Consider the following 18,184-nt stretch of genomic DNA (forward strand, 5'->3'; position numbering starts at 1 on the left):
CTGATCCGGTGCGGATATGTCCGTGGCGCGCAACCCAAGATAAACGTACCGAACAAAAGGTCAGAGACACATGGCAAATTCGCCCCAGGCAAAGAAACGCGCCCGTCAGAACGAAAAGCGCTTCGCCGTCAACAAAGCGCGTCGTTCGCGCATCCGTACCCACCTGCGCAAAGTTGAGGAAGCGATCGCATCCGGCGACAAGGACGCAGCTACCGCAGCCCTGCGCGCCGCTCAACCCGAGTTGATGCGTGGCGTCACCAAAGGCGTCTTCCACAAGAACACCGCAGCCCGCAAAATGTCGCGCCTGTCGGCGCGCGTCAAAGCGCTGGGCTGATTCTTTGGGAAAACGCGTCAAGCGTTGATTTACGAAAAAGGCGTCGCTGATTGCGACGCCTTTTTCATTGTTGCCGGAAAGCCGCGTCTTCACGAAGCCGAGAGATTCTTTCGCCCAGAACCCCGAGTCAATATCAGAGTTTCGTTGCCCGGACCCTTGGGCTCTTGCTACGACTTAGTCAGCGATTCACTCGCTTGGGGGGACAGGCTGTTCCAAGGATCTGACCGACGGGCATCGGAAAGATTTAGGAACGAATGTTCGAAAGCTGGCTTCGGTCAGTTGGACGATCTGCTCTGGGTCTCGGGTTAGCCGAAGATCCTGGCCCTGTCGATAAATTGGAATATCATGCGCATCCCGGATTCCGGGTGTGCCCCCATTTTGGGGCCGTGCTGTATTGGACTGCGATGATATTCGAGCGTACCCGCCAGACCATCAGGTTTGGCGAAACGTTCCCTTGTGTGTGAGCGCCATAAAGGCCCGTAATTCGGGACACATTAAAAAAGGCCTTAAGGCCAATAATGAATGGGATGCGTGAGGCGCCGAATGACACAAGAGAAATGGGGACAACTGCGTAGCAAATTGATGAAGGCGGTTGGGAAGAACAATTTTACCACCTGGATTGAACCCTTGGAGTTTCAGGAGTTGCAGGATGGTGTAGCGGTGTTCTCGGTGCCGACCAACTTCATGGGCAACTATGTCAGTCAGAATTTTGCGGACCTTATTCTCTATGAGCTGAACACATCGGGCGAAAAGGTTCAGCGCTTGGCGTTTCGCACAGCGGCCAATTCGTCAGCCCGTCCCACATTGGTGGAAGAGTCCAAGCCATCTCCCGCGCCAGAAACCCGGCCCGCTGTTACAGATACAGCCAATGATGCACTTGAAGCACTACAGGCTGCGCCACTGGATGCACGGTTTACCTTTGATAGCTTTGTTGTTGGCAAACCCAACGAACTTGCACATGCCGCAGCTCGCCGCGTATCCGAGGGCGGCCCGGTAACTTTCAATCCGCTCGTGCTCTACGGCGGTGTTGGACTGGGTAAAACCCACCTGATGCACGCGATTGCGTGGGAGTTGAAAACCAAGCACCCCGAGTTGAATGTGCTTTACCTGTCAGCAGAACAGTTCATGTATCGCTTTGTGCAGGCCTTGCGTGAACGCCGCATGATGGATTTCAAGCACTTGTTCCGTTCGGTCGATGTGCTGATGGTCGATGACGTGCAGTTCATCGCTGGCAAGGATTCGACGCAGGAAGAATTTTTCCACACGTTCAACGCGCTGGTGGATCAGAACAAGCAGATCATCATCTCGGCCGACCGCGCGCCGGGCGAGATCAAGGACCTTGAAGACCGCGTAAAGTCACGCCTGCAATGTGGCCTTGTCGTCGATCTTCATCCCACAGACTACGAATTGCGTCTGGGAATCCTGCAGAACAAAGTGCAGCAGTACAGCAGCACTTATCCCGATCTGACCATTGCTGATGGTGTATTGGAGTTCCTTGCACACCGCATCTCGACCAATGTGCGCGTGCTGGAAGGGGCGCTGACCCGCCTGTTTGCCTTTGCCTCGCTGGTCGGGCGCGAGATCGATATGGAGCTGACGCAGGATTGTCTGGCCGATGTACTGCGCGCCTCCGAGCGCAAGATCACCGTCGAAGAGATCCAGCGAAAGGTCTCGGATTATTACAACATCCGCCTCAGCGATATCATCGGCCCTAAACGCCTGCGGTCCTATGCGCGTCCGCGTCAGGTGGCGATGTATCTGTGCAAGCAACTGACCAGTCGGTCGCTACCTGAGATTGGCCGTCGATTTGGCGGGCGCGACCACACCACGGTCATGCATGGCGTGAAGCGCATCGAAGAGCTGAAGTTGACCGATGGCCAGATTGCCGAAGATGTTGAGATGCTGCGCCGGGCCTTGGAAGCCTAAACCGCACTGAATCCTTGAAAAACACCCCGGGCTATTGCGTTCGGGGTGTTTTCTTGTGCGCTATTGTCCACGGTTGAGAATGATCTGGTGTGTTTCACGCGCGCTGCTCTTGACCACCGAGGCAATCCGACCCAGAAATCCGTAAAAAATCCTTGTGCCTCAGGGCTGAGACGCTAACGTGCCAGTCCCGCCTATTTCGGCACGCAAGTCAAAGGAACAGAGGGTATGAAGATCAGCATCGAACGCGGCACCCTTCTCAAGGCCGTTTCGCAGGCCCAGTCAGTTGTCGAACGTCGCAACACCATTCCCATACTTGCCAACGTGCTGATCGAGGCCGAAGGCGATCAGGCGCTGTTTCGTGCCACCGATCTGGACATCGAAGTGGTCGACAAGGCCCCTGCGCAGGTCGAGAAAGCGGGCGCCACGACTGTTGCGGCCACAACGCTACATGAGATCGTACGCAAACTGCCCGATGGGGCGCTGGTGACCCTGACCGCAGATAGTGCAGCTGGGCGGTTGACCGTGGAAGCGGGGCGCTCGAATTTTTCTCTGGCCACGCTGCCGAAAGAAGATTTCCCGGTTATGGCGTCTTCAGAATACCAATCGAACTTTACGGCGTCGGCGGCATTGTTGCGCCGGCTGTTCGATAAATCGAAGTTTGCCATTTCCACGGAAGAGACGAGATATTATTTGAACGGCGTTTACATGCACGTTGCGGATGGTTCCGAGGGCGGCAAGGTACTGCGTTGCGTGGCGACTGATGGTCACCGCTTGGCACGGATCGATGCGGATCTGCCGGATGGTGCAGCGGATATGCCGGGCGTGATCGTGCCCCGCAAAACCGTGGGCGAACTGCGCAAGCTGCTGGATGATGACGAGATGGACATCGCCGTCTCGGTCAGTGAAACCAAGGTGCGGTTTGCAACGCCTGACATCACGCTCACCTCGAAAGTGATCGACGGAACGTTCCCAGATTACACACGTGTCATCCCGCAAGGTAACACGCGCAAGTTAGAAGTCGACGCGGCTGAATTCGCGCGGGCCGTGGATCGTGTGGCGACAGTTTCGTCCGAGCGGTCGCGGGCCGTCAAACTGCAATTGGATGCGGATAAGCTGGTTCTGTCAGTGAATGCACCCGACAGTGGTGCGGCTGAGGAAGAGCTTGCAGTTGCTTACGGGGATGAGCGCCTGGAGATCGGGTTCAACGCTAAATACCTGCTCGAAATCGCGTCTCAGGTGGATCGTGAAAATGCGGTGTTTATGTTCAACTCGGCGGGTGATCCGACACTGATGCGCGAAGGCAACGACCAAAGCGCAGTATACGTCGTAATGCCGATGCGCGTCTGATTGCCTCGACGGGGTGATCTCTAACGAAAGAGAGGGGTCATGGGACTGGCCCTGACCGAGCTTACGGTCTCGCATTTTCGGTCTCATAAGCTGGCGCGCCTGTCGTTGGACGGGCGGCCGGTGGCGATCCATGGGCCAAACGGGGCCGGTAAGACCAACATACTGGAAGCGGTTTCTCTGTTCTCACCCGGGCGCGGGATGCGGCGGGCAAGCGCCGCTGAGATGACACGGCGCCCCGAGGCGCTGGGGTGGAAGCTGATTGGGCTATTGAATGCGCAAGGACAGAATTTCGAGATTGAAACTTGGTCCGAAGGTGGTGCGGCGCGGCAGGTGCGGATTGATGAGAAGACCTCAAGCCAGATTGAATTGGGAAAGCTGGCGCGGGTAGTTTGGTTAATCCCATCGATGGACCGTCTCTGGATCGAAGGGGCCGAAGGGCGGCGGCGGTTCCTCGACCGGATCGCGCTGAGTTTTGATCCGGCACATGCCGAGGCATCTCTGACCTATGAAAAAGCGATGCGCGAGCGGAACCGGTTGCTGAAAGAACAAGTTCGCGATGCCCATTGGTACGCGGCGCTGGAAGGGCAGATGGCCGAGATGGGGCATCGCATCCACGCCGCGCGGTTGAGTGCGTTGGAGTATCTGCGCTCAGCACAGGATAAAGCTGAGACGGCCTTTCCGTCAGCGGATCTTGAATTGGTTCAAACCGAAGGTGCAATGCCTGAGACGGCGGAAGACTTGCGAGAAGCTTTGGATGAAAGCCGGTTTCGCGATCTGGCCGCCGGGCGGACTTTGGTCGGCCCGCATCGATCAGACCTGTATGGTGTATATTCCGCCAAGGGCGTTCCTGCCAAAGATTGCTCGACCGGTGAGCAGAAAGCACTGCTGGTATCGCTGATCCTATCAAACGCGCGAGCGTTGGCGGAGATGGTTGGAGCACCTCCTATTGTATTGCTGGATGAGGTGGCCGCGCATCTGGATGCGGGTCGGCGCGCTGCGTTGTATGATGAGATTTGTGCGCTGGGCGCACAGGCCTGGATGACGGGCACCGGGCCTGAGCTATTTGCGGAATTGGGGGATCGAGCCCAAACGCTGGTCGTTACCGAAGGCGACGAGGGCTCGGTCGTCAGCGTTTAGGCAGGCTCGCCGACTTTGCGTTCCCAAAGGAAGCCGCGCATCACTTCGTCGACCGGGGTTTTGGCCATGTGGTTGACGTAGTTCGACATGGTTTTTTGTGCCAGACCCAGTACGACATCCAGGACCGCACGGTGGGAATAGCCAGCGTCAAAGAAGGCCTGCAGCTGTTCTTCAGTCGGGTTTCCACGGGTTTCCATCACTTGCAGGGTAAAGGTGCGTAGCGCTTCCAGCTTGGCCGTGGGCAGCGGAGTTTCGTTGCGCAGCGCCTCGGTGATCTCGTCAGAGACTTTCATCATCTTTGCGATGCCGGTATGCGCAGGCACGCAGTAATGGCATTCGTTTTCGACATTGATGGTTTGCCAGACAACGGTTTTTTCGTCGTTGTTGAAATCGGTCTGCAGAAACAGGCCGTGCAGAACCTGATAGCCTTCCAGATGCTGGGGGCTTTCAGCCATTACTTTATGAAGACCGGGCAGGCGGCCGAATGCAGCCTGAGATTTCTCAAGCAGCGGCTTGGACCCTTCCGGGGCGGTTTCTAGGTCGTGAGACGGGAAATTGGCCATGTCAAAACTCCTGTTTCTGGCGCGATGAGTCGTATTTAGGGTTTCTTGAGCGATCACTCAAGTATATATTTGAGCGAACGTTCAAAAATTGGTGAAACGATGCCCCGCAAACCCTCATATGACCGAGACGCGCTTATCGCGCAGGCGCGAGATATTTTCTGGCGTCACGGCTGGGCGGGGACGTCGCTTAAGGATCTCGAGCGAGAGCTGAAGCTCAAACCGGGTAGCTTCTACGCGGCGTTCGGGTCGAAAGATGCGCTCTACGCCCTGGCGTTAGAGCGGTATACTCAGGAAGGGGTTGCCAATATGAACGCTTTGGCGCAGGAATTGGGCCCGCTTGGTGCTCTTAAGGTGCAACCTCGTCGTGTGATCGAGGCGTCGGAGCTGCCAACAAAAGCCTGCATGTTGGCGAAGACTTATGCGGAATTGCAAGCCAAAGACCATGATTTGGCTGATCAGGCGCAGAGCCATATGGCTGACATGAAAGCTTGTTTTGCGAACCTCTTTCGCCGCGCGCAGAAGGCCGGAGAAATCGCGCCAAGTCATGACCCGGATCGCTTGGCGGCGCGCTATCAATCCGACCTTCTGGGGTTGCGATTGTCAGCCGAACGGGACGATGTGAACGCGGCAGAAATCGCCGAGGATATTGCAGCAGACCTTGATCGGCTTTGATCCGCAAATTAAGCGGATCAGAACCACAAAATATAGGGGGAGCACGTGACAATCCCCACCAGAAAACGTATAAGTTACCAAAATAATATAGGTACTAACGGCATGTCCGAAGACGCACAGGCACCCCAAGAATACGGCGCTGATTCCATCAAAGTTCTCAAAGGCTTAGAGGCAGTTCGCAAACGTCCCGGTATGTATATCGGGGATACGGACGATGGTTCGGGTCTGCACCATATGGTGTACGAGGTTGTCGATAACGGAATTGACGAGGCACTGGCCGGTCATGCCGACCATGTGACTGTAAAAATTCACGCGGATTCCAGCGTTTCGGTCAGCGACAACGGACGTGGAATCCCGGTGGATATCCACCCCGAGGAAGGTGTTTCAGCGGCTGAAGTCATCATGACCCAACTGCACGCTGGCGGTAAGTTCGACAGCAACTCGTACAAGGTGTCAGGCGGTCTACATGGGGTGGGCGTCTCGGTGGTGAATGCGCTATCCGATTGGCTGGAACTGCGCATTTGGCGGGCCGGCAAGGAACATGTGGCGCGTTTTGAAGGTGGAGAGACGGCGGAACATCTGAAAGTCGTTGGCGAGTGTGGCGATCGCACGGGAACCGAGGTACGATTTCTGGCCTCGACCAACACGTTTTCGAACCTCGAATACTCGTTTGAGACGCTGGAAAAGCGCTTGCGCGAGCTGGCTTTCCTGAACTCGGGCGTGCGGATCATCCTGATCGACGAGCGCCCTGCTGAGCGGCTGGAAACCGAGCTGTTCTACGAGGGCGGCGTCAAAGAGTTTGTCAAATATCTCGACCGGTCCAAGACCCCGGCGATGCCCGAACCGATTTATATCAAGGGCGAGCGTGACGATATCGGCGTGGAAATCGCGATGTGGTGGAATGACAGTTATCATGAGACCGTGCTGCCCTTCACCAACAACATCCCGCAGCGCGATGGCGGCACCCATGTGGCTGGCTTCCGTGGTGCACTGACCCGGACGATCAACAACTATGCTCAGTCCAGCGGGATCGCGAAGAAGGAAAAGGTCAGCTTTACCGGTGACGATGCACGCGAAGGCCTGACCTGCGTGTTGTCTGTGAAAGTGCCCGATCCGAAATTCTCGTCCCAGACCAAGGACAAGCTGGTCAGCTCTGAGGTTCGCCCGGCGGTCGAAGGTCTGATGAACGAGAAGCTGGCTGAATGGTTCGAAGAGAACCCGAATGAGGCTAAGGGGATTGTCGGTAAGATCATCGAGGCGGCTTTAGCGCGCGAGGCCGCCCGTAAAGCTCGCGAATTGACCCGCCGCAAGACTGCGATGGATGTGAACTATCTGGCTGGTAAGCTGAAGGATTGCTCTGAAAAAGATCCGTCCAAGACTGAAGTTTTCCTGGTCGAGGGGGACTCGGCTGGTGGTTCTGCCCAGACCGGTCGGGATCGGCTGACTCAGGCTGTTCTGCCTTTGCGTGGCAAAATCTTGAACGTGGAACGGGCGCGGTTTGACCGGATGTTGTCGAGCCAAGAGATCGGTAACCTCGTGATGGCGTTGGGCACCGGCATTGGCCGCGACGAATTCAACATCGAAAAACTGCGTTACCACAAAATCGTCATTATGACGGACGCAGATGTTGACGGCGCGCATATCCGCACCCTCTTGTTGACCTTCTTCTACCGGCAAATGCCAGAGTTGATCGAGGGCGGGTATCTCTACATCGCTCAACCACCGCTATACAAGGTTTCTAGAGGTAAATCAGAGGTTTACCTGAAGGACCAGGCTGCGCTGGATGATTATTTGATCAATCAGGGCGTCGAAGGCGCAGTACTTAAATTAGGCTCGGGCGAGGAAATCATCGGCCAGGACCTGACCCGCGTAGTGGATGAAGCGCGCCAGCTGAAGCGTGTGCTGGACGCCTTCCCAACGCATTATCCACGCCATATTCTGGAGCAGGCTGCTGTAGCCGGTGCTTTCGTGCCCGGCGCTGTTGATGCCGATTTGCAGGGCGTGGCCGACAAGGTCGCGGCGCGCCTTGACTTGATCGCACTGGAATACGAACGCGGCTGGCAAGGCCGCATCACACAGGATCACGGCATCCGCCTCGCGCGCATCCTGCGCGGTGTGGAAGAAGTACGCACACTGGACGGCCCCATGTTGCGTTCGGGTGAGGCCCGCAAAACCGGCAGTTTCACCCAAAGCCTGCAAGAGGTCTACAACACCCCCGCAACGTTGGTGCGTCGCGATCGGGGTCAAGTCATACACGGCCCGCTCGACCTGCTGCGCGCGATTCTGGAAGAAGGCGAAAAGGGCTTGTCGCTGCAACGCTACAAAGGTTTGGGAGAGATGAACCCCGATCAACTCTGGGAAACAACGCTGGACCCGGACGCGCGGACCCTGTTGCAGGTACGCGTGGATGATATGGTCGAGGCCGATGATCTGTTCACCAAACTCATGGGTGATGTGGTAGAGCCACGCCGTGAATTCATTCAAAAGAATGCTCTGAGTGTGGAGAATTTGGATTTTTGAGCGGTTGTAGGTTTGCGCATAGCACTTCGCGCACCCTATAAGTTTGCGTAGTTCGCCCATAGTTTTGCGTAGCGCGATTGTCTGCCTTGGCGATGAATTCAATCAGTTTTTGGCGTAGCCGTCACAGTTATGGCCCTTCGCGTTGCCCAATGCCGCAAAGCGTCTCCCTAAGGAATATTGGGTTCCATGCGACCTTTTTGCTTGGATTCTCGCGATGGTCTGCAATGCGCAGAAAGCGGACTTTGCAAATTTGTTCGGACGGCCGTAATCGTACAATGACTTTGTAGGTCGTTTACGACGCATTTTTGTTATTGTTCTCCTAAATGCTCCATCACCCAGCTGCGTTCTGCTCTAAGGCATCACAATATGTCTGTTTGCAAGATTGCACGCTAGATGAAAGCTCTAACAACCTTGTTTCAATTGCCCTGAGAGGCGATGGTCTTCCAACATTCAGGCAACCAAAGGATTGAAGCAATGCTCTGCAAGATTGGCGATGTAGAGGTTTGGCGAATTCTTGAGATTCATGCCCCATTCATGAAGCCAGAAGAGTTGTTTCCAACCGCCGGACCAGATGTCAAAACAGTTATCGAAAGCCTTGCTCCCGGCAGCATCGACCACAGCACTGGACGACTAATTTTGCCCATACAAGGTTTCCTTCTGAAAACGCCCTCACATAACATTCTGGTGGACAGCTGTGTCGGCAATAACAAAACCAACCAAAATCATCCAGCATGGCATCAACGCTCCGACGGTCGGTTTATGGCAGCCCTGAAAGCCGCTGACGTGAGCACTCATGAAATCGACTATGTGCTGTGCACGCATCTTCACGTAGACCACATAGGCTGGAACACGCAGCTAGAAGATGGCCGTTGGGTGCCTACCTTTCCAAACGCGCGCTATTTGATGCCAAAGGATGATGAAGAAACTCAGCGTTTGCAGAGTGGCAACACCTACGTCGAAAGCGTTTTGCCTGTAGTGGAAGCTGGTCAGGTGGAACTGGTGGAGGCTGGGCACAAGTTGGGCGATCACGTGACCTTGTTCCCAACGCCAGGGCATACGCCGGGCCATATTTCAGTGCTCGTAAAGTGCGGGGGCGACGAGGCGGTAATCACTGGTGATGCGCTTCATACCACCGCGCAATGCCGAAATCCCGACTGGCATTTCAAGTTCGATTCCGATGCCGAAATGGCAGTGACGTCGCGTAGATTGCTGCTTGAGCATTGCTCGGAAACCAGTTGCTTGGTTTTGGGGTCTCACTTCGCGTTGCCTTCAATAGGGCATGTGAAAGTCGATAACGACGGTTTTCGTTGGAACGAATGAGATTTGGCGTCCCGTAATCGCTGATACCAAATGCAGAGAGATCCATTAACGAGCCCCGAGCGAACCTCGTATACTGCCAGTTGGAGTAAAGAGCCGCATCATCTATCGTCGAACTTATGTCGAAGAAAAGGCAACAGTTGCAACGAAGGTTGGCTGCAATACTAGCCGCAGATGTTGTTGGGTATTCGGCGCTCATGCACAAAGATGAGCAAGCCACGCTGCAAATGCTTGATTACCTGGAAAGCGACATCGTAATCCCAACGATAGCAGGTCAATCCGGTCGGATCGTCAAGAGCATGGGCGATGGTTGGTTGGTGCAATTTAACAGCGCGGCACAAGCTGTGACCGCGGCAATTCAGATACAGGAGCAATTGGCTGAGCACTCGCTATTGAACATGCGAATTGGTGTTCATGTGGGCGATATCACAGAAAAAGGGGACGACATCCTGGGCGACGGCGTCAACATTGCCGCAAGACTTGAGAGCATTGCGCCATCCGGCGGCATAGCTATTTCCGAACCCGTACACTTGAACCTTGATCGCACTCTGGCGGAAGCTTTCCAAGCTGTGGGAAAGAAGAGGCTCAAGAACATCCAGCGCAGCCTGGATGTGTGGATTTACGGTGGACCACACCTGGCTGCATCGCAAAGTTCACAATCTTTCGCAGAGACGAGCTTGCCAAAGCTCTTCATTCATCCTGTGACATGCAACGACCAGCGCACTGATTTGAAGGAAATGGCTGCATCTCTCACGTCGGATTTCGGTTCTTATTTTCGAACGATCAACTGGTTAAACGCGGCGATATCCTCAACGGAACCATCGGAGGGATATGCACTTCGCGGCGTGCTGCGTGGTCACGGTGACCGTTTGCGCTTGGAAGCCCGTTTACATGACTCTTCAGGTTCAGAAATCTGGACTCAGAAGTTCGACGGTGTGCTTGAAGCTATCTTTGATTGGCAAGACGAGGTCGTAGAAAAGCTGTTGGACGCCGTAAGCGGAATATTGATCCAGTTCGAGACCGCAAAGCTCTCCGCTTTGCCTGAAAACGAACTGACCGCCGAGCAATGTGTAGTAATGGGTATGATTGCTTGGACGGGCTCGGAAATCGATAGCTATGAGGGCGCAATTTCGTACCATGCGCGAGCGATTGCGGCCAAACCGGACCTTGCAGCTGCATATGCGGAAGCAATCTCAATGATGAATGGCGCCCGAACTTATGGCCTTCGTTCCGAGCTGGCTCCCTACTACGAATTGCTCCCTGGGTGGGTCGAAGCGGGGCGGCATATGGCCGGGCAAAACTCGACGCTTGATCTCAGCGTAGCCGTTGCTGACTACAATGTGGACGGGAATGCGGATCGCTTGTCTGTAGCACTTGAGCAAATTCAGCAAAGGGCACCGCTAGACGCTCGCCTCCACTCGTTCATGGGATGGGGTTACAATTGGTCAGGAGACCCTGAAAGGGCGCTTAGTTGTTTTCAAACGGCACTCCGACTGGGTCGCTACAGTGCGGTTTTCGTTAGTGCGTCCGGAGGTGCCGCAACTGCCTGTGTAATGTTGGGCCGAGACCGGGACGCGATATCCTATGCCGAAGCTGGACTACGCTATTCACAGGACTACCCCGCGCTTCACAGTGCAAGAGCCGCGGCACATGCAATGCTAGGTGAATCGGAAGCAGCGTCCAAGGCTCTAGCGCAAATGCAACGACTGGAACCAAGCGATACGATCTCGAAATGGCGTAGCAATGTGGATTACGGCGGCTCTGAAGGCGGAGAACGTTACTTCAACGCACTGCGTTTGGCAGGTATGCCAGATTAACCGGCCATGGCGATCAGACCGATTATCAGGATCCCCAAACTTCGCTGTGTTACCTTTTACATAACGAGCAATTAGTGATCACATTGGATTGCCAATGGTCCTTTCGGTGGCCATTGAGTAGTTCCATCGTTGCGTCGGGAAGAGAACTGGTTGACGGTGGTGATCTGACCCAAGCATTCGGGAATTGGCCGTGCCGCAGCTCATTTCGCGTATAAACGCATGTTTGAGAGGTGCCTTTAAGTGGTACGCAATTTCAGGCACGGAAAAAAACACCAGGAATGAACGCCAGGCTATCTACATCTTTGCTGTCGTAGCCTTGGCTGCCAACGCTACGATACTTGGGGCAGCCCTATTTTATTTTTTCTATGATGCACAAGCGACGTGGCTTGGAAACCTAGTCTGCATACTCTTTTCTGTGAGCTTATCCTTGCCCATAATCGCGCGAAGAAACCGTTTTATAGCGGAAATCCTCGCATCGTTTTTGGTTTGTATCTTCGGTACAGCATTAAGTTATATTTACGGTGCAGACGCTGGGTTCAACATGCATCTCCTGATTGGTGTGCTGTTTCTCACTTTGGAATGCAGTACGAAGAGACTTGGCAAACTGGTCTTAGTTACCGCGCCGCCGTTTGCCCTCTTTGTTCTCATTCCAGTTTTGTTTCCACATCCTGTGACCTACCTGCCGATCAGCACTGAACTGGTAGACTTTATGTTCCGTGGAAACGTTGCGTTGGTCATTTGCATGACATTGTTTACTTTCATCCTCATCATGAGGCGCACCGAACAAGCCGAAGATGCGCTGGAGCTGGAACACAAACGCTCGGAGTTGCTGCTTGAAAACCTGCTTCCCGCTGAAATTGCGAAGCGATTGAAACAAAGCCCAAACAAGATCATCGCTGATGAACATCCTAGTGTAACGATTCTGTTCGCCGACATTGTGAACTTCACGCCGCGTGCAAGCGCCATGGAACCAAAGGCGCTTGTGGCTTTGTTGAACACTATCTTTTCCGAATTCGACAAATTAGCGGCTCTACACAGTCTGGAAAAAATCAAGACGATTGGCGACGCATACATGGTTGCGGGCGGATTGGAGCAAGCGAATCCATATCACTTAAAATCGGTGGCCAACATGGCGCTGGACATGATGGAAGCTGTAGCGCGCATATCAGTTGGGACAAAAGAGCCAATCGAAATCAGGATTGGCCTACATTCAGGCAAGGCGGTTGCTGGAGTCATCGGAACCAAGAAAGTATTTTATGACGTATGGGGTGAAACTGTGAACATCGCTTCAAGGCTGGAAGGCCAAGGGGAAGCGGCTCGAATTCTGGTCACTGCATCGACGCAGTCATTGCTGCAAGATGACTATCTCTTTGAGCGCCGGGGTGTAACTGAAATCAAAGGCTTGAATCCTACTGAGCTGTTTTGGCTTGTTGGCAAGCGAGAATAGGTATTCTTCAAAAAAAATTGCAGGCTTCGGTTAGTCATGCTCATCGCAGAAAATGTCGGCTATGAGCCCATATCTACCAAATGCCATAGTTTGGATGAATGGACGATCAGAGGGGGACTTGAGACATCCCCGGCTCGTGGTAAACACAAGCATCAGCCGGGAAAGTTGTCATGAATTTAGCTCGTAGCCTTTCGAAGTTGTTTCTCGACAAGGGGCTGGAGGGACTGTCTGACAGCGAAAAATCGAAACGTTACGCATTCAATGTCATCCTTCTTATTGGTATTGCCACGGCACTCGGCTACGCAGTTTTTTATGCGATTTATGACGCCGAAGGGTTGCGTGCAGGTTGGCTTGGATCGCTCATTTGTGCTGCGATATTGCTTGTCACCCCCACTATCGCGGCGCGCAGACTAAGGTTGGCGATTTGGGTTTCGGTGACGATGGGCATTTCGGTGTTCATGTTCATGACATACCACATGGGAACTGCAACAGGCCTGTATCTCTTTCTGAATGCGTTCATGATTGGCGTTCTTATTGTCAACGGACGTGACAATTTGACGGACACTGTCGTGACATGGGGGGCCGCTACCGTTGCTATGGTTATTTCTGTTCTGTATTTTCAGGAGCCATCCGGTGTAGCGCGCGTTGACGCGCAATTTCAACTGATCGTTTTGGTCGGCGTCGTGATAGGTTTGTCTGTGATTCAGGCGGCTGGTGTTTTGGTGCTGTCGTCACGGGTTGCGCGCGCAGAGGCAGCGCTTGCTGCCGAGCACGAACGGTCAGAGGCATTGCTCAAAAATCTATTGCCCGATGCGGTCGCAATGCGACTGAAGGCATCACCGGGAGAAGTGATTGCCGACGATCTTGGTGATGTGACTATCCTGTTTGCAGATATCGTAGGCTTCACGAAGCGCGCATCATCGACGGCCCCCAAGGACCTTATCAAATTCCTGAATGACGTTTTCACGCGTTTTGATGATTTGACGGAAAAGTATGGCATGGAAAAAATCAAGACGATTGGTGACGCCTATATGGTCGGCGCAGGCATTCTGACGCCGCGAAGAGACCATGCGCAAGTCGCGGCCAACATGGCTTTGGACATGTTGGAATTGATGGAACGTCGCAGCGAGCAAACCGGAGAACGTGTAGGTCTTCGGATTGGGTTGCATTCGGGGCCAGCCGTCTCGGGTGTTGTCGGAACGAAAAAGGTTTTCTTTGATATATGGGGAGACACCGTGAACACAGCCAGTCGCATGGAAAGCGGGGGCGCAGAAGGTCGGATTCAAGTTTCGCAGGCGACGAAAGAACGCTTGGGCACCGACTTCGTTTTTCAGGAGATACCGATTTACGACGTGAAAGGGAAAGGACCAATGCAAACTTACTGGCTGGTCTCCAGAGCGGGCTGATCTGCCGGATCACAGCTTCCGCGCTGTTTCCAATCTACAAAGCAGTCTTTCGTAGAATCTCTGAAGACGAAGATGTAAATGCGTGATAGCTCCAGATTATGGCAACGACATCTGCGCGAAATCGACCATCCATCCCTTACGCATTTGCCGTTTTTGGTGTTCTTTTTGCTTCAATCTGTTTCGGCCTGGTTCCCTACTTCAGCCGCAGCCTAACCGAACAGGGCGTTGCACCCTATGCGGTCGCATTCTACCGCTACATTGTTGCGGCCCTTCTTCTGCTTCCTGTTCTCATTGTGCACCGAAAAGAATGGCGAGAGATCACTTGGGGTCTTTCAGCCGGAGCCGTAATGGGGCTTGGTTGGATCGGATATGTAACGGCGCTGGAGAAGCTGCCCGCATCGACAGTGGGTGTGCTTTACATGACCTATCCGGTGTTCACCTTAGTTGTCGCTTGGGCTGTGTTTGGCGATGCACCCACGCGACGCGCCATGTTGGCCGCTAGTCTGATTGTGGTGGCAGCTGTCTTTGCTGGCTCGCCTGCGTCAGTGGCTGGGGAACATCTACCAACGCTGCTGCTATCCCTTGCTGCCCCTTTTGGGTTTGGCTTCGGAATCTGCGTCCTGGTACACAGGTTGTCACGGATTGCGCCGTTGGCACGTATCGCGTCAGTTTCTCTGGGGTCTGTTCTTGGCCTCGCCCCGCTCATCCTTGGTGCTGAGGTTGGAGAGCTTCTCCCAAGCGAACAATCCGATTGGCTATTCATTGTTGGTATTGGTCTGGTGACCGCTTTCGTGCCTCAGCTCATCTACACGATTTGCTCGCCTGTTATTGGAGCTTCCCAAACTGCGGTCGTCGGAAGTATCGAATTACCCACGATGTTTGCCGTTGGATATCTTGCTTTTGGCGAAGCCATCTCTTTTCCTCAAGCTTTTGCATGTGCCTTAGTGCTGGGCGCAATTGCGATCACAAGAAGTAAAAAGACGCGCACCGTATCGACCGTGCTTACAAAATTACCGAGGCGGTAGCATTGGGCTCGGCGCTGCTGTTCTCTGAGGTAAGCATCACTGGTTACTTGCTGCCCGAAGCGGGTAGCGAACGTTATGTGTTAAAGGACCGACGTTGACCGGCGGAAGATGTCGGTCCATTTTTGTTGTAGTGTACTCTCGTTTAGCAAAGGACCTCCGGATTATGAGGTACTTTATGATCGTTGCAAGCATGGGCATTTCTTCGGTTGCAACGATATCTGTGGCCGATGAGTTTTCGAACCTTGGCAAAGACCTCTTTGTTGAGCATTGCGCCAGATGTCACGGAATCGATGCATCTGGAAAAGGACCTGACGCAGCTGATTTGAAAACAGTGCCTGCTGATTTAACAAAGATTTCCGAACGCAGAGGGGGTGTGTGGCCCATGTTGGAGGTCATGTCGATCTTGGACGGTTATTTGAAAGTTCAAGAACCTCGCGATGACATGCCTATTATCACCGAATTGAATGACGGCCCTACTGTCGAATTCGATACGGGGAATGGTTTGGTTACGCGTATTCCTTCCAGACTTATCGATATTGCTGAGTATTTGGAGAGTATTCAGTCTCCGAAGCCGGAACGATATGTTCCGTGAAGGTCTGCTCCGCATTTGTGTACGCTAAAGAGTGCTGCGTTGGGCGGTTTCCGTAGTCGCCAAGAAGCAACGAATATGAGGATCGCGTTGTGGACGATGCCGTCGCGGTTTTGCCTAGCTTGCTTCAATATCAGGACTCGCGCTTCACAGCGGTCTAATCCAAGACTTCTTGTAACACTTCACCGCTCGCACCATTAGGACGTGCCGTGCTCAATAATGCAGACAGAGTGGATGCAAGAGCAGTCGTGCAAACACGGCGTGCGACCCGTTGCGGTTTTAAGTTCGTTCCAGCAAAGATAATCGGCACATGTGTGTCACCGCGCCACGGTGACCCGTGGGTGGATGTGACGGACAGACCATCGAAGTCTGCGATGAACCAGCCGGGTTTGAAGACTACGTATATGTTCCCGGATCGGGTGGGGAGGTAGTTGTTGCGGACCAAGCGCATGATGTCGGTATCGGGTAGGAGGTTTGCTTCGATAGCCGTACTGGGGACGGCGAATGCCACATCGGGAAAGGATAGAAGCTCTTCTGCAATAGCTGACTCCAGCGTGGGTAAATCAATATCACTGCGAGCCAATACTTCGGGGGCGATATTGAGATAGGGGTGATTATAACCTTCAAGCAATTTCCCGGTGATCCCAAACCGCTCCTTAAGCTTGGCTATCTGTTCCGTCGGGTCCCATGTGTCCGGAGCAACAAGGCCAGTTCGGATGCCAACACTCTCCAAATAGCCCGGCGCATCGGTGGTGCCGTGGTCCGCCGATAGAACGATCAAAACGTTTTCCAGCCCAATCCGTTCGTCGATAAACGCGAAGAGATTCATGAGAGTCTGATCGAGGCGGTATATCGTATCCTCGGCTTCAAGACTGGAAGGGCCAAACACATGGTTGACGTAATCCACGGACGAGAAGCTAACCGCCAGATAATCCGTTACCGCGTCTTGCCCGATACCCTCGGCATCAATCAATCGTTTGGCAAATTGCGCCGTCAGATCGTCGCCAGCGGGACTAAGTGTCAAAAAGGTCGTAAAGTAGGGATTTTCCAGCGGGTCAAACCCATTTTGCGTCGAAGAGTAGCGATGAGGAAAGGTTGTGCCGAACCCGGCGACATCCGTCTCCCATGGTTGGTTGTCGCGGTCGCCAAAGAGATAGGTTTCCTTTGGGTGCATCAACTCCCAAGAGGTTCCTTCAAAGGAGGCGCTCGGCGATGCGTCATTCCATGCGGAAACCCAATCCGGGTATTTGTCGTAGTAATAGGAGCTTGTGACAAAACGATTTGCGGCTTTTGAGAACCAGAAGGCTTTGCCGCTTTGTCCCGCCATTGTAATAGCCCCACGATCTTTGATTGAAACTCCAAAGACTTTGGCCGCACCAGCAGTGGAGGCGCTTAATTCGTCCGAAAGCGTCGTAACAAGCATAGCGCGTGGTGACCGCCCATCTGTGCCAGCTGCCGCCTGTGTCGGGTCAATTTCAATATCGTCATTGACGCCAGCGCCATCTCCAAGAAGCGGAGCGGTGCTGTCTTCAACGTTGTAGACAACGCGGTCCAAGGTTCTGTCGAACCATATGTTTCCGATCATCCCATGCACTGCCGGTGTTGCCCCGGTCGCCAAAGTGGCGTGCCCGACAACGGTCTCTGTATTGGCATGGCAATGATGGGCGTCCACATAGTGTACACCGTTTTCTAGTAAGTACTTAAGGCCACCCTCTCCAAGATTCTCAAAGTAGCGTGTCGGCAGATCGCCCCGAAACGCGTCAACGGTCAGCTGCAAAACGAGGCGAGGAGGTTCTTGCGCATACGCAGGAGCGACTGCAACCAACCACAAAGACAAACAAGCTCTCAGTGTTTTGGTCATAATGCTTCCTTTCGCTGTAGTGCGCAGCAGGTCAGTCGCGACTGCAATTGCGTGCTAGAAAAACCCTCTTCAATACCAAACTGATAGCAAAAACGCTTCACGTCTACTTCTTCCGACCTACCGCGAAAGAGCCTGCAACACCCAAACCAGTGTTCATACAAACAATTGCTTGGAATTGAGATGCCCGGATCGGTTTTGATCCAAAACAAGGCTTTGAGTCTCT

The 18,184-nt window shown here is 53.8% G+C and carries 14 protein-coding genes; 12 read left to right on the top strand and 2 right to left on the bottom strand.

Annotated features, from left to right (window positions below; all coding sequences use genetic code 11):
- Positions 1 to 70: 70 nt before the first annotated feature.
- The 4 genes from rpsT to recF all read left to right on the top strand — a co-directional run bounded on the left by rpsT (position 71) and on the right by recF (position 4,744).
- Entirely contained in the window at positions 71 to 334 is a 264-nt protein-coding gene (gene rpsT, locus ACR0KC_RS21210) for a 30S ribosomal protein S20 (RefSeq protein ID WP_010442545.1), read from the top strand.
- A 543-nt stretch (positions 335 to 877) separates the two neighbouring features.
- Positions 878 to 2,260 (top strand): chromosomal replication initiator protein DnaA, encoded by a 1,383-nt coding sequence (gene dnaA / locus ACR0KC_RS21215; RefSeq protein WP_170395377.1) that lies wholly within the window; start codon positions 878 to 880, stop codon positions 2,258 to 2,260.
- Positions 2,261 to 2,485: 225 nt separating this feature from the next.
- Positions 2,486 to 3,607 (top strand): DNA polymerase III subunit beta, encoded by a 1,122-nt coding sequence (gene dnaN / locus ACR0KC_RS21220; RefSeq protein ID WP_480772286.1) that lies wholly within the window; start codon positions 2,486 to 2,488, stop codon positions 3,605 to 3,607.
- A 39-nt stretch (positions 3,608 to 3,646) separates the two neighbouring features.
- The gene (gene recF / locus ACR0KC_RS21225) at positions 3,647 to 4,744 is read left to right on the top strand and encodes a DNA replication/repair protein RecF (RefSeq protein ID WP_170515653.1); all 1,098 of its coding nucleotides are present in this window, start codon (positions 3,647 to 3,649) and stop codon (positions 4,742 to 4,744) included.
- Here the strand turns inward: recF and ACR0KC_RS21230 are convergent.
- Positions 4,741 to 5,307, bottom strand: coding sequence for a carboxymuconolactone decarboxylase family protein (locus ACR0KC_RS21230; protein WP_170423365.1), 567 nt, complete (start codon positions 5,305 to 5,307; stop codon positions 4,741 to 4,743). The two genes, recF and ACR0KC_RS21230, sit on opposite strands and share 4 nt — an antisense overlap.
- 99 nt (positions 5,308 to 5,406) lie before the next feature.
- Here ACR0KC_RS21230 and ACR0KC_RS21235 point away from each other — a divergent pair, with 99 nt between their 5' ends.
- From ACR0KC_RS21235 to ACR0KC_RS21270, 8 genes are all read left to right on the top strand, one after another.
- Positions 5,407 to 5,979, top strand: coding sequence for a TetR/AcrR family transcriptional regulator (locus tag ACR0KC_RS21235; protein WP_480707585.1), 573 nt, complete (start codon positions 5,407 to 5,409; stop codon positions 5,977 to 5,979).
- A 102-nt stretch (positions 5,980 to 6,081) separates the two neighbouring features.
- Positions 6,082 to 8,499 (top strand): DNA topoisomerase (ATP-hydrolyzing) subunit B, encoded by a 2,418-nt coding sequence (gene gyrB / locus ACR0KC_RS21240; RefSeq protein WP_170395385.1) that lies wholly within the window; start codon positions 6,082 to 6,084, stop codon positions 8,497 to 8,499.
- Positions 8,500 to 8,934: 435 nt separating this feature from the next.
- Positions 8,935 to 9,819, top strand: coding sequence for an MBL fold metallo-hydrolase (locus tag ACR0KC_RS21245; RefSeq protein ID WP_480791484.1), 885 nt, complete (start codon positions 8,935 to 8,937; stop codon positions 9,817 to 9,819).
- 137 nt (positions 9,820 to 9,956) lie between these two features.
- Complete coding sequence (locus ACR0KC_RS21250; protein WP_480772287.1) at positions 9,957 to 11,633, top strand: adenylate/guanylate cyclase domain-containing protein; 1,677 nt, start codon at positions 9,957 to 9,959, stop codon at positions 11,631 to 11,633.
- A gap of 190 nt (positions 11,634 to 11,823) precedes the next feature.
- The gene (locus tag ACR0KC_RS21255; protein ID WP_480707588.1) at positions 11,824 to 13,080 is read left to right on the top strand and encodes an adenylate/guanylate cyclase domain-containing protein; all 1,257 of its coding nucleotides are present in this window, start codon (positions 11,824 to 11,826) and stop codon (positions 13,078 to 13,080) included.
- Positions 13,081 to 13,250: 170 nt separating this feature from the next.
- Positions 13,251 to 14,486, top strand: a complete 1,236-nt coding sequence (locus ACR0KC_RS21260) for an adenylate/guanylate cyclase domain-containing protein (RefSeq protein ID WP_480707589.1) — start codon at positions 13,251 to 13,253, stop codon at positions 14,484 to 14,486.
- Positions 14,487 to 14,584: 98 nt separating this feature from the next.
- Positions 14,585 to 15,511: a DMT family transporter gene (locus ACR0KC_RS21265; protein ID WP_480707590.1), complete on the top strand. Its 927-nt coding sequence runs from the start codon at positions 14,585 to 14,587 to the stop codon at positions 15,509 to 15,511.
- Between the two features lie 175 nt (positions 15,512 to 15,686).
- Positions 15,687 to 16,103, top strand: a complete 417-nt coding sequence (locus ACR0KC_RS21270) for a c-type cytochrome (protein ID WP_170515595.1) — start codon at positions 15,687 to 15,689, stop codon at positions 16,101 to 16,103.
- 154 nt (positions 16,104 to 16,257) lie between these two features.
- Here ACR0KC_RS21270 and ACR0KC_RS21275 read toward each other — a convergent pair whose 3' ends face one another.
- The gene (locus ACR0KC_RS21275; protein WP_480772288.1) at positions 16,258 to 17,961 is read right to left on the bottom strand and encodes an alkaline phosphatase family protein; all 1,704 of its coding nucleotides are present in this window, start codon (positions 17,959 to 17,961) and stop codon (positions 16,258 to 16,260) included.
- Between the last annotated feature and the right edge of the window lie 223 nt (positions 17,962 to 18,184).

Source organism: Ruegeria sp. CF3 (genome assembly GCF_056537365.1).

Excerpts from the sequence above, each read along its gene's own strand:
- gyrB (WP_170395385.1), top strand. The coding sequence starts at position 6,082 with ATGTCCGAAGACGCACAGGCACCCCAAGAATACGGCGCTGATTCCATC.
- ACR0KC_RS21245 (WP_480791484.1), top strand. The coding sequence starts at position 8,935 with ATGGTCTTCCAACATTCAGGCAACCAAAGGATTGAAGCAATGCTCTGC.
- ACR0KC_RS21235 (WP_480707585.1), top strand. The coding sequence starts at position 5,407 with ATGCCCCGCAAACCCTCATATGACCGAGACGCGCTTATCGCGCAGGCG.
- ACR0KC_RS21265 (WP_480707590.1), top strand. The coding sequence starts at position 14,585 with ATGGCAACGACATCTGCGCGAAATCGACCATCCATCCCTTACGCATTT.
- rpsT (WP_010442545.1), top strand. The coding sequence starts at position 71 with ATGGCAAATTCGCCCCAGGCAAAGAAACGCGCCCGTCAGAACGAAAAG.
- ACR0KC_RS21270 (WP_170515595.1), top strand. The coding sequence starts at position 15,687 with ATGATCGTTGCAAGCATGGGCATTTCTTCGGTTGCAACGATATCTGTG.
- dnaN (WP_480772286.1), top strand. The coding sequence starts at position 2,486 with ATGAAGATCAGCATCGAACGCGGCACCCTTCTCAAGGCCGTTTCGCAG.
- ACR0KC_RS21275 (WP_480772288.1), bottom strand. The coding sequence starts at position 17,961 with ATGACCAAAACACTGAGAGCTTGTTTGTCTTTGTGGTTGGTTGCAGTC.
- ACR0KC_RS21230 (WP_170423365.1), bottom strand. The coding sequence starts at position 5,307 with ATGGCCAATTTCCCGTCTCACGACCTAGAAACCGCCCCGGAAGGGTCC.
- ACR0KC_RS21260 (WP_480707589.1), top strand. The coding sequence starts at position 13,251 with ATGAATTTAGCTCGTAGCCTTTCGAAGTTGTTTCTCGACAAGGGGCTG.
- recF (WP_170515653.1), top strand. The coding sequence starts at position 3,647 with ATGGGACTGGCCCTGACCGAGCTTACGGTCTCGCATTTTCGGTCTCAT.
- dnaA (WP_170395377.1), top strand. The coding sequence starts at position 878 with ATGACACAAGAGAAATGGGGACAACTGCGTAGCAAATTGATGAAGGCG.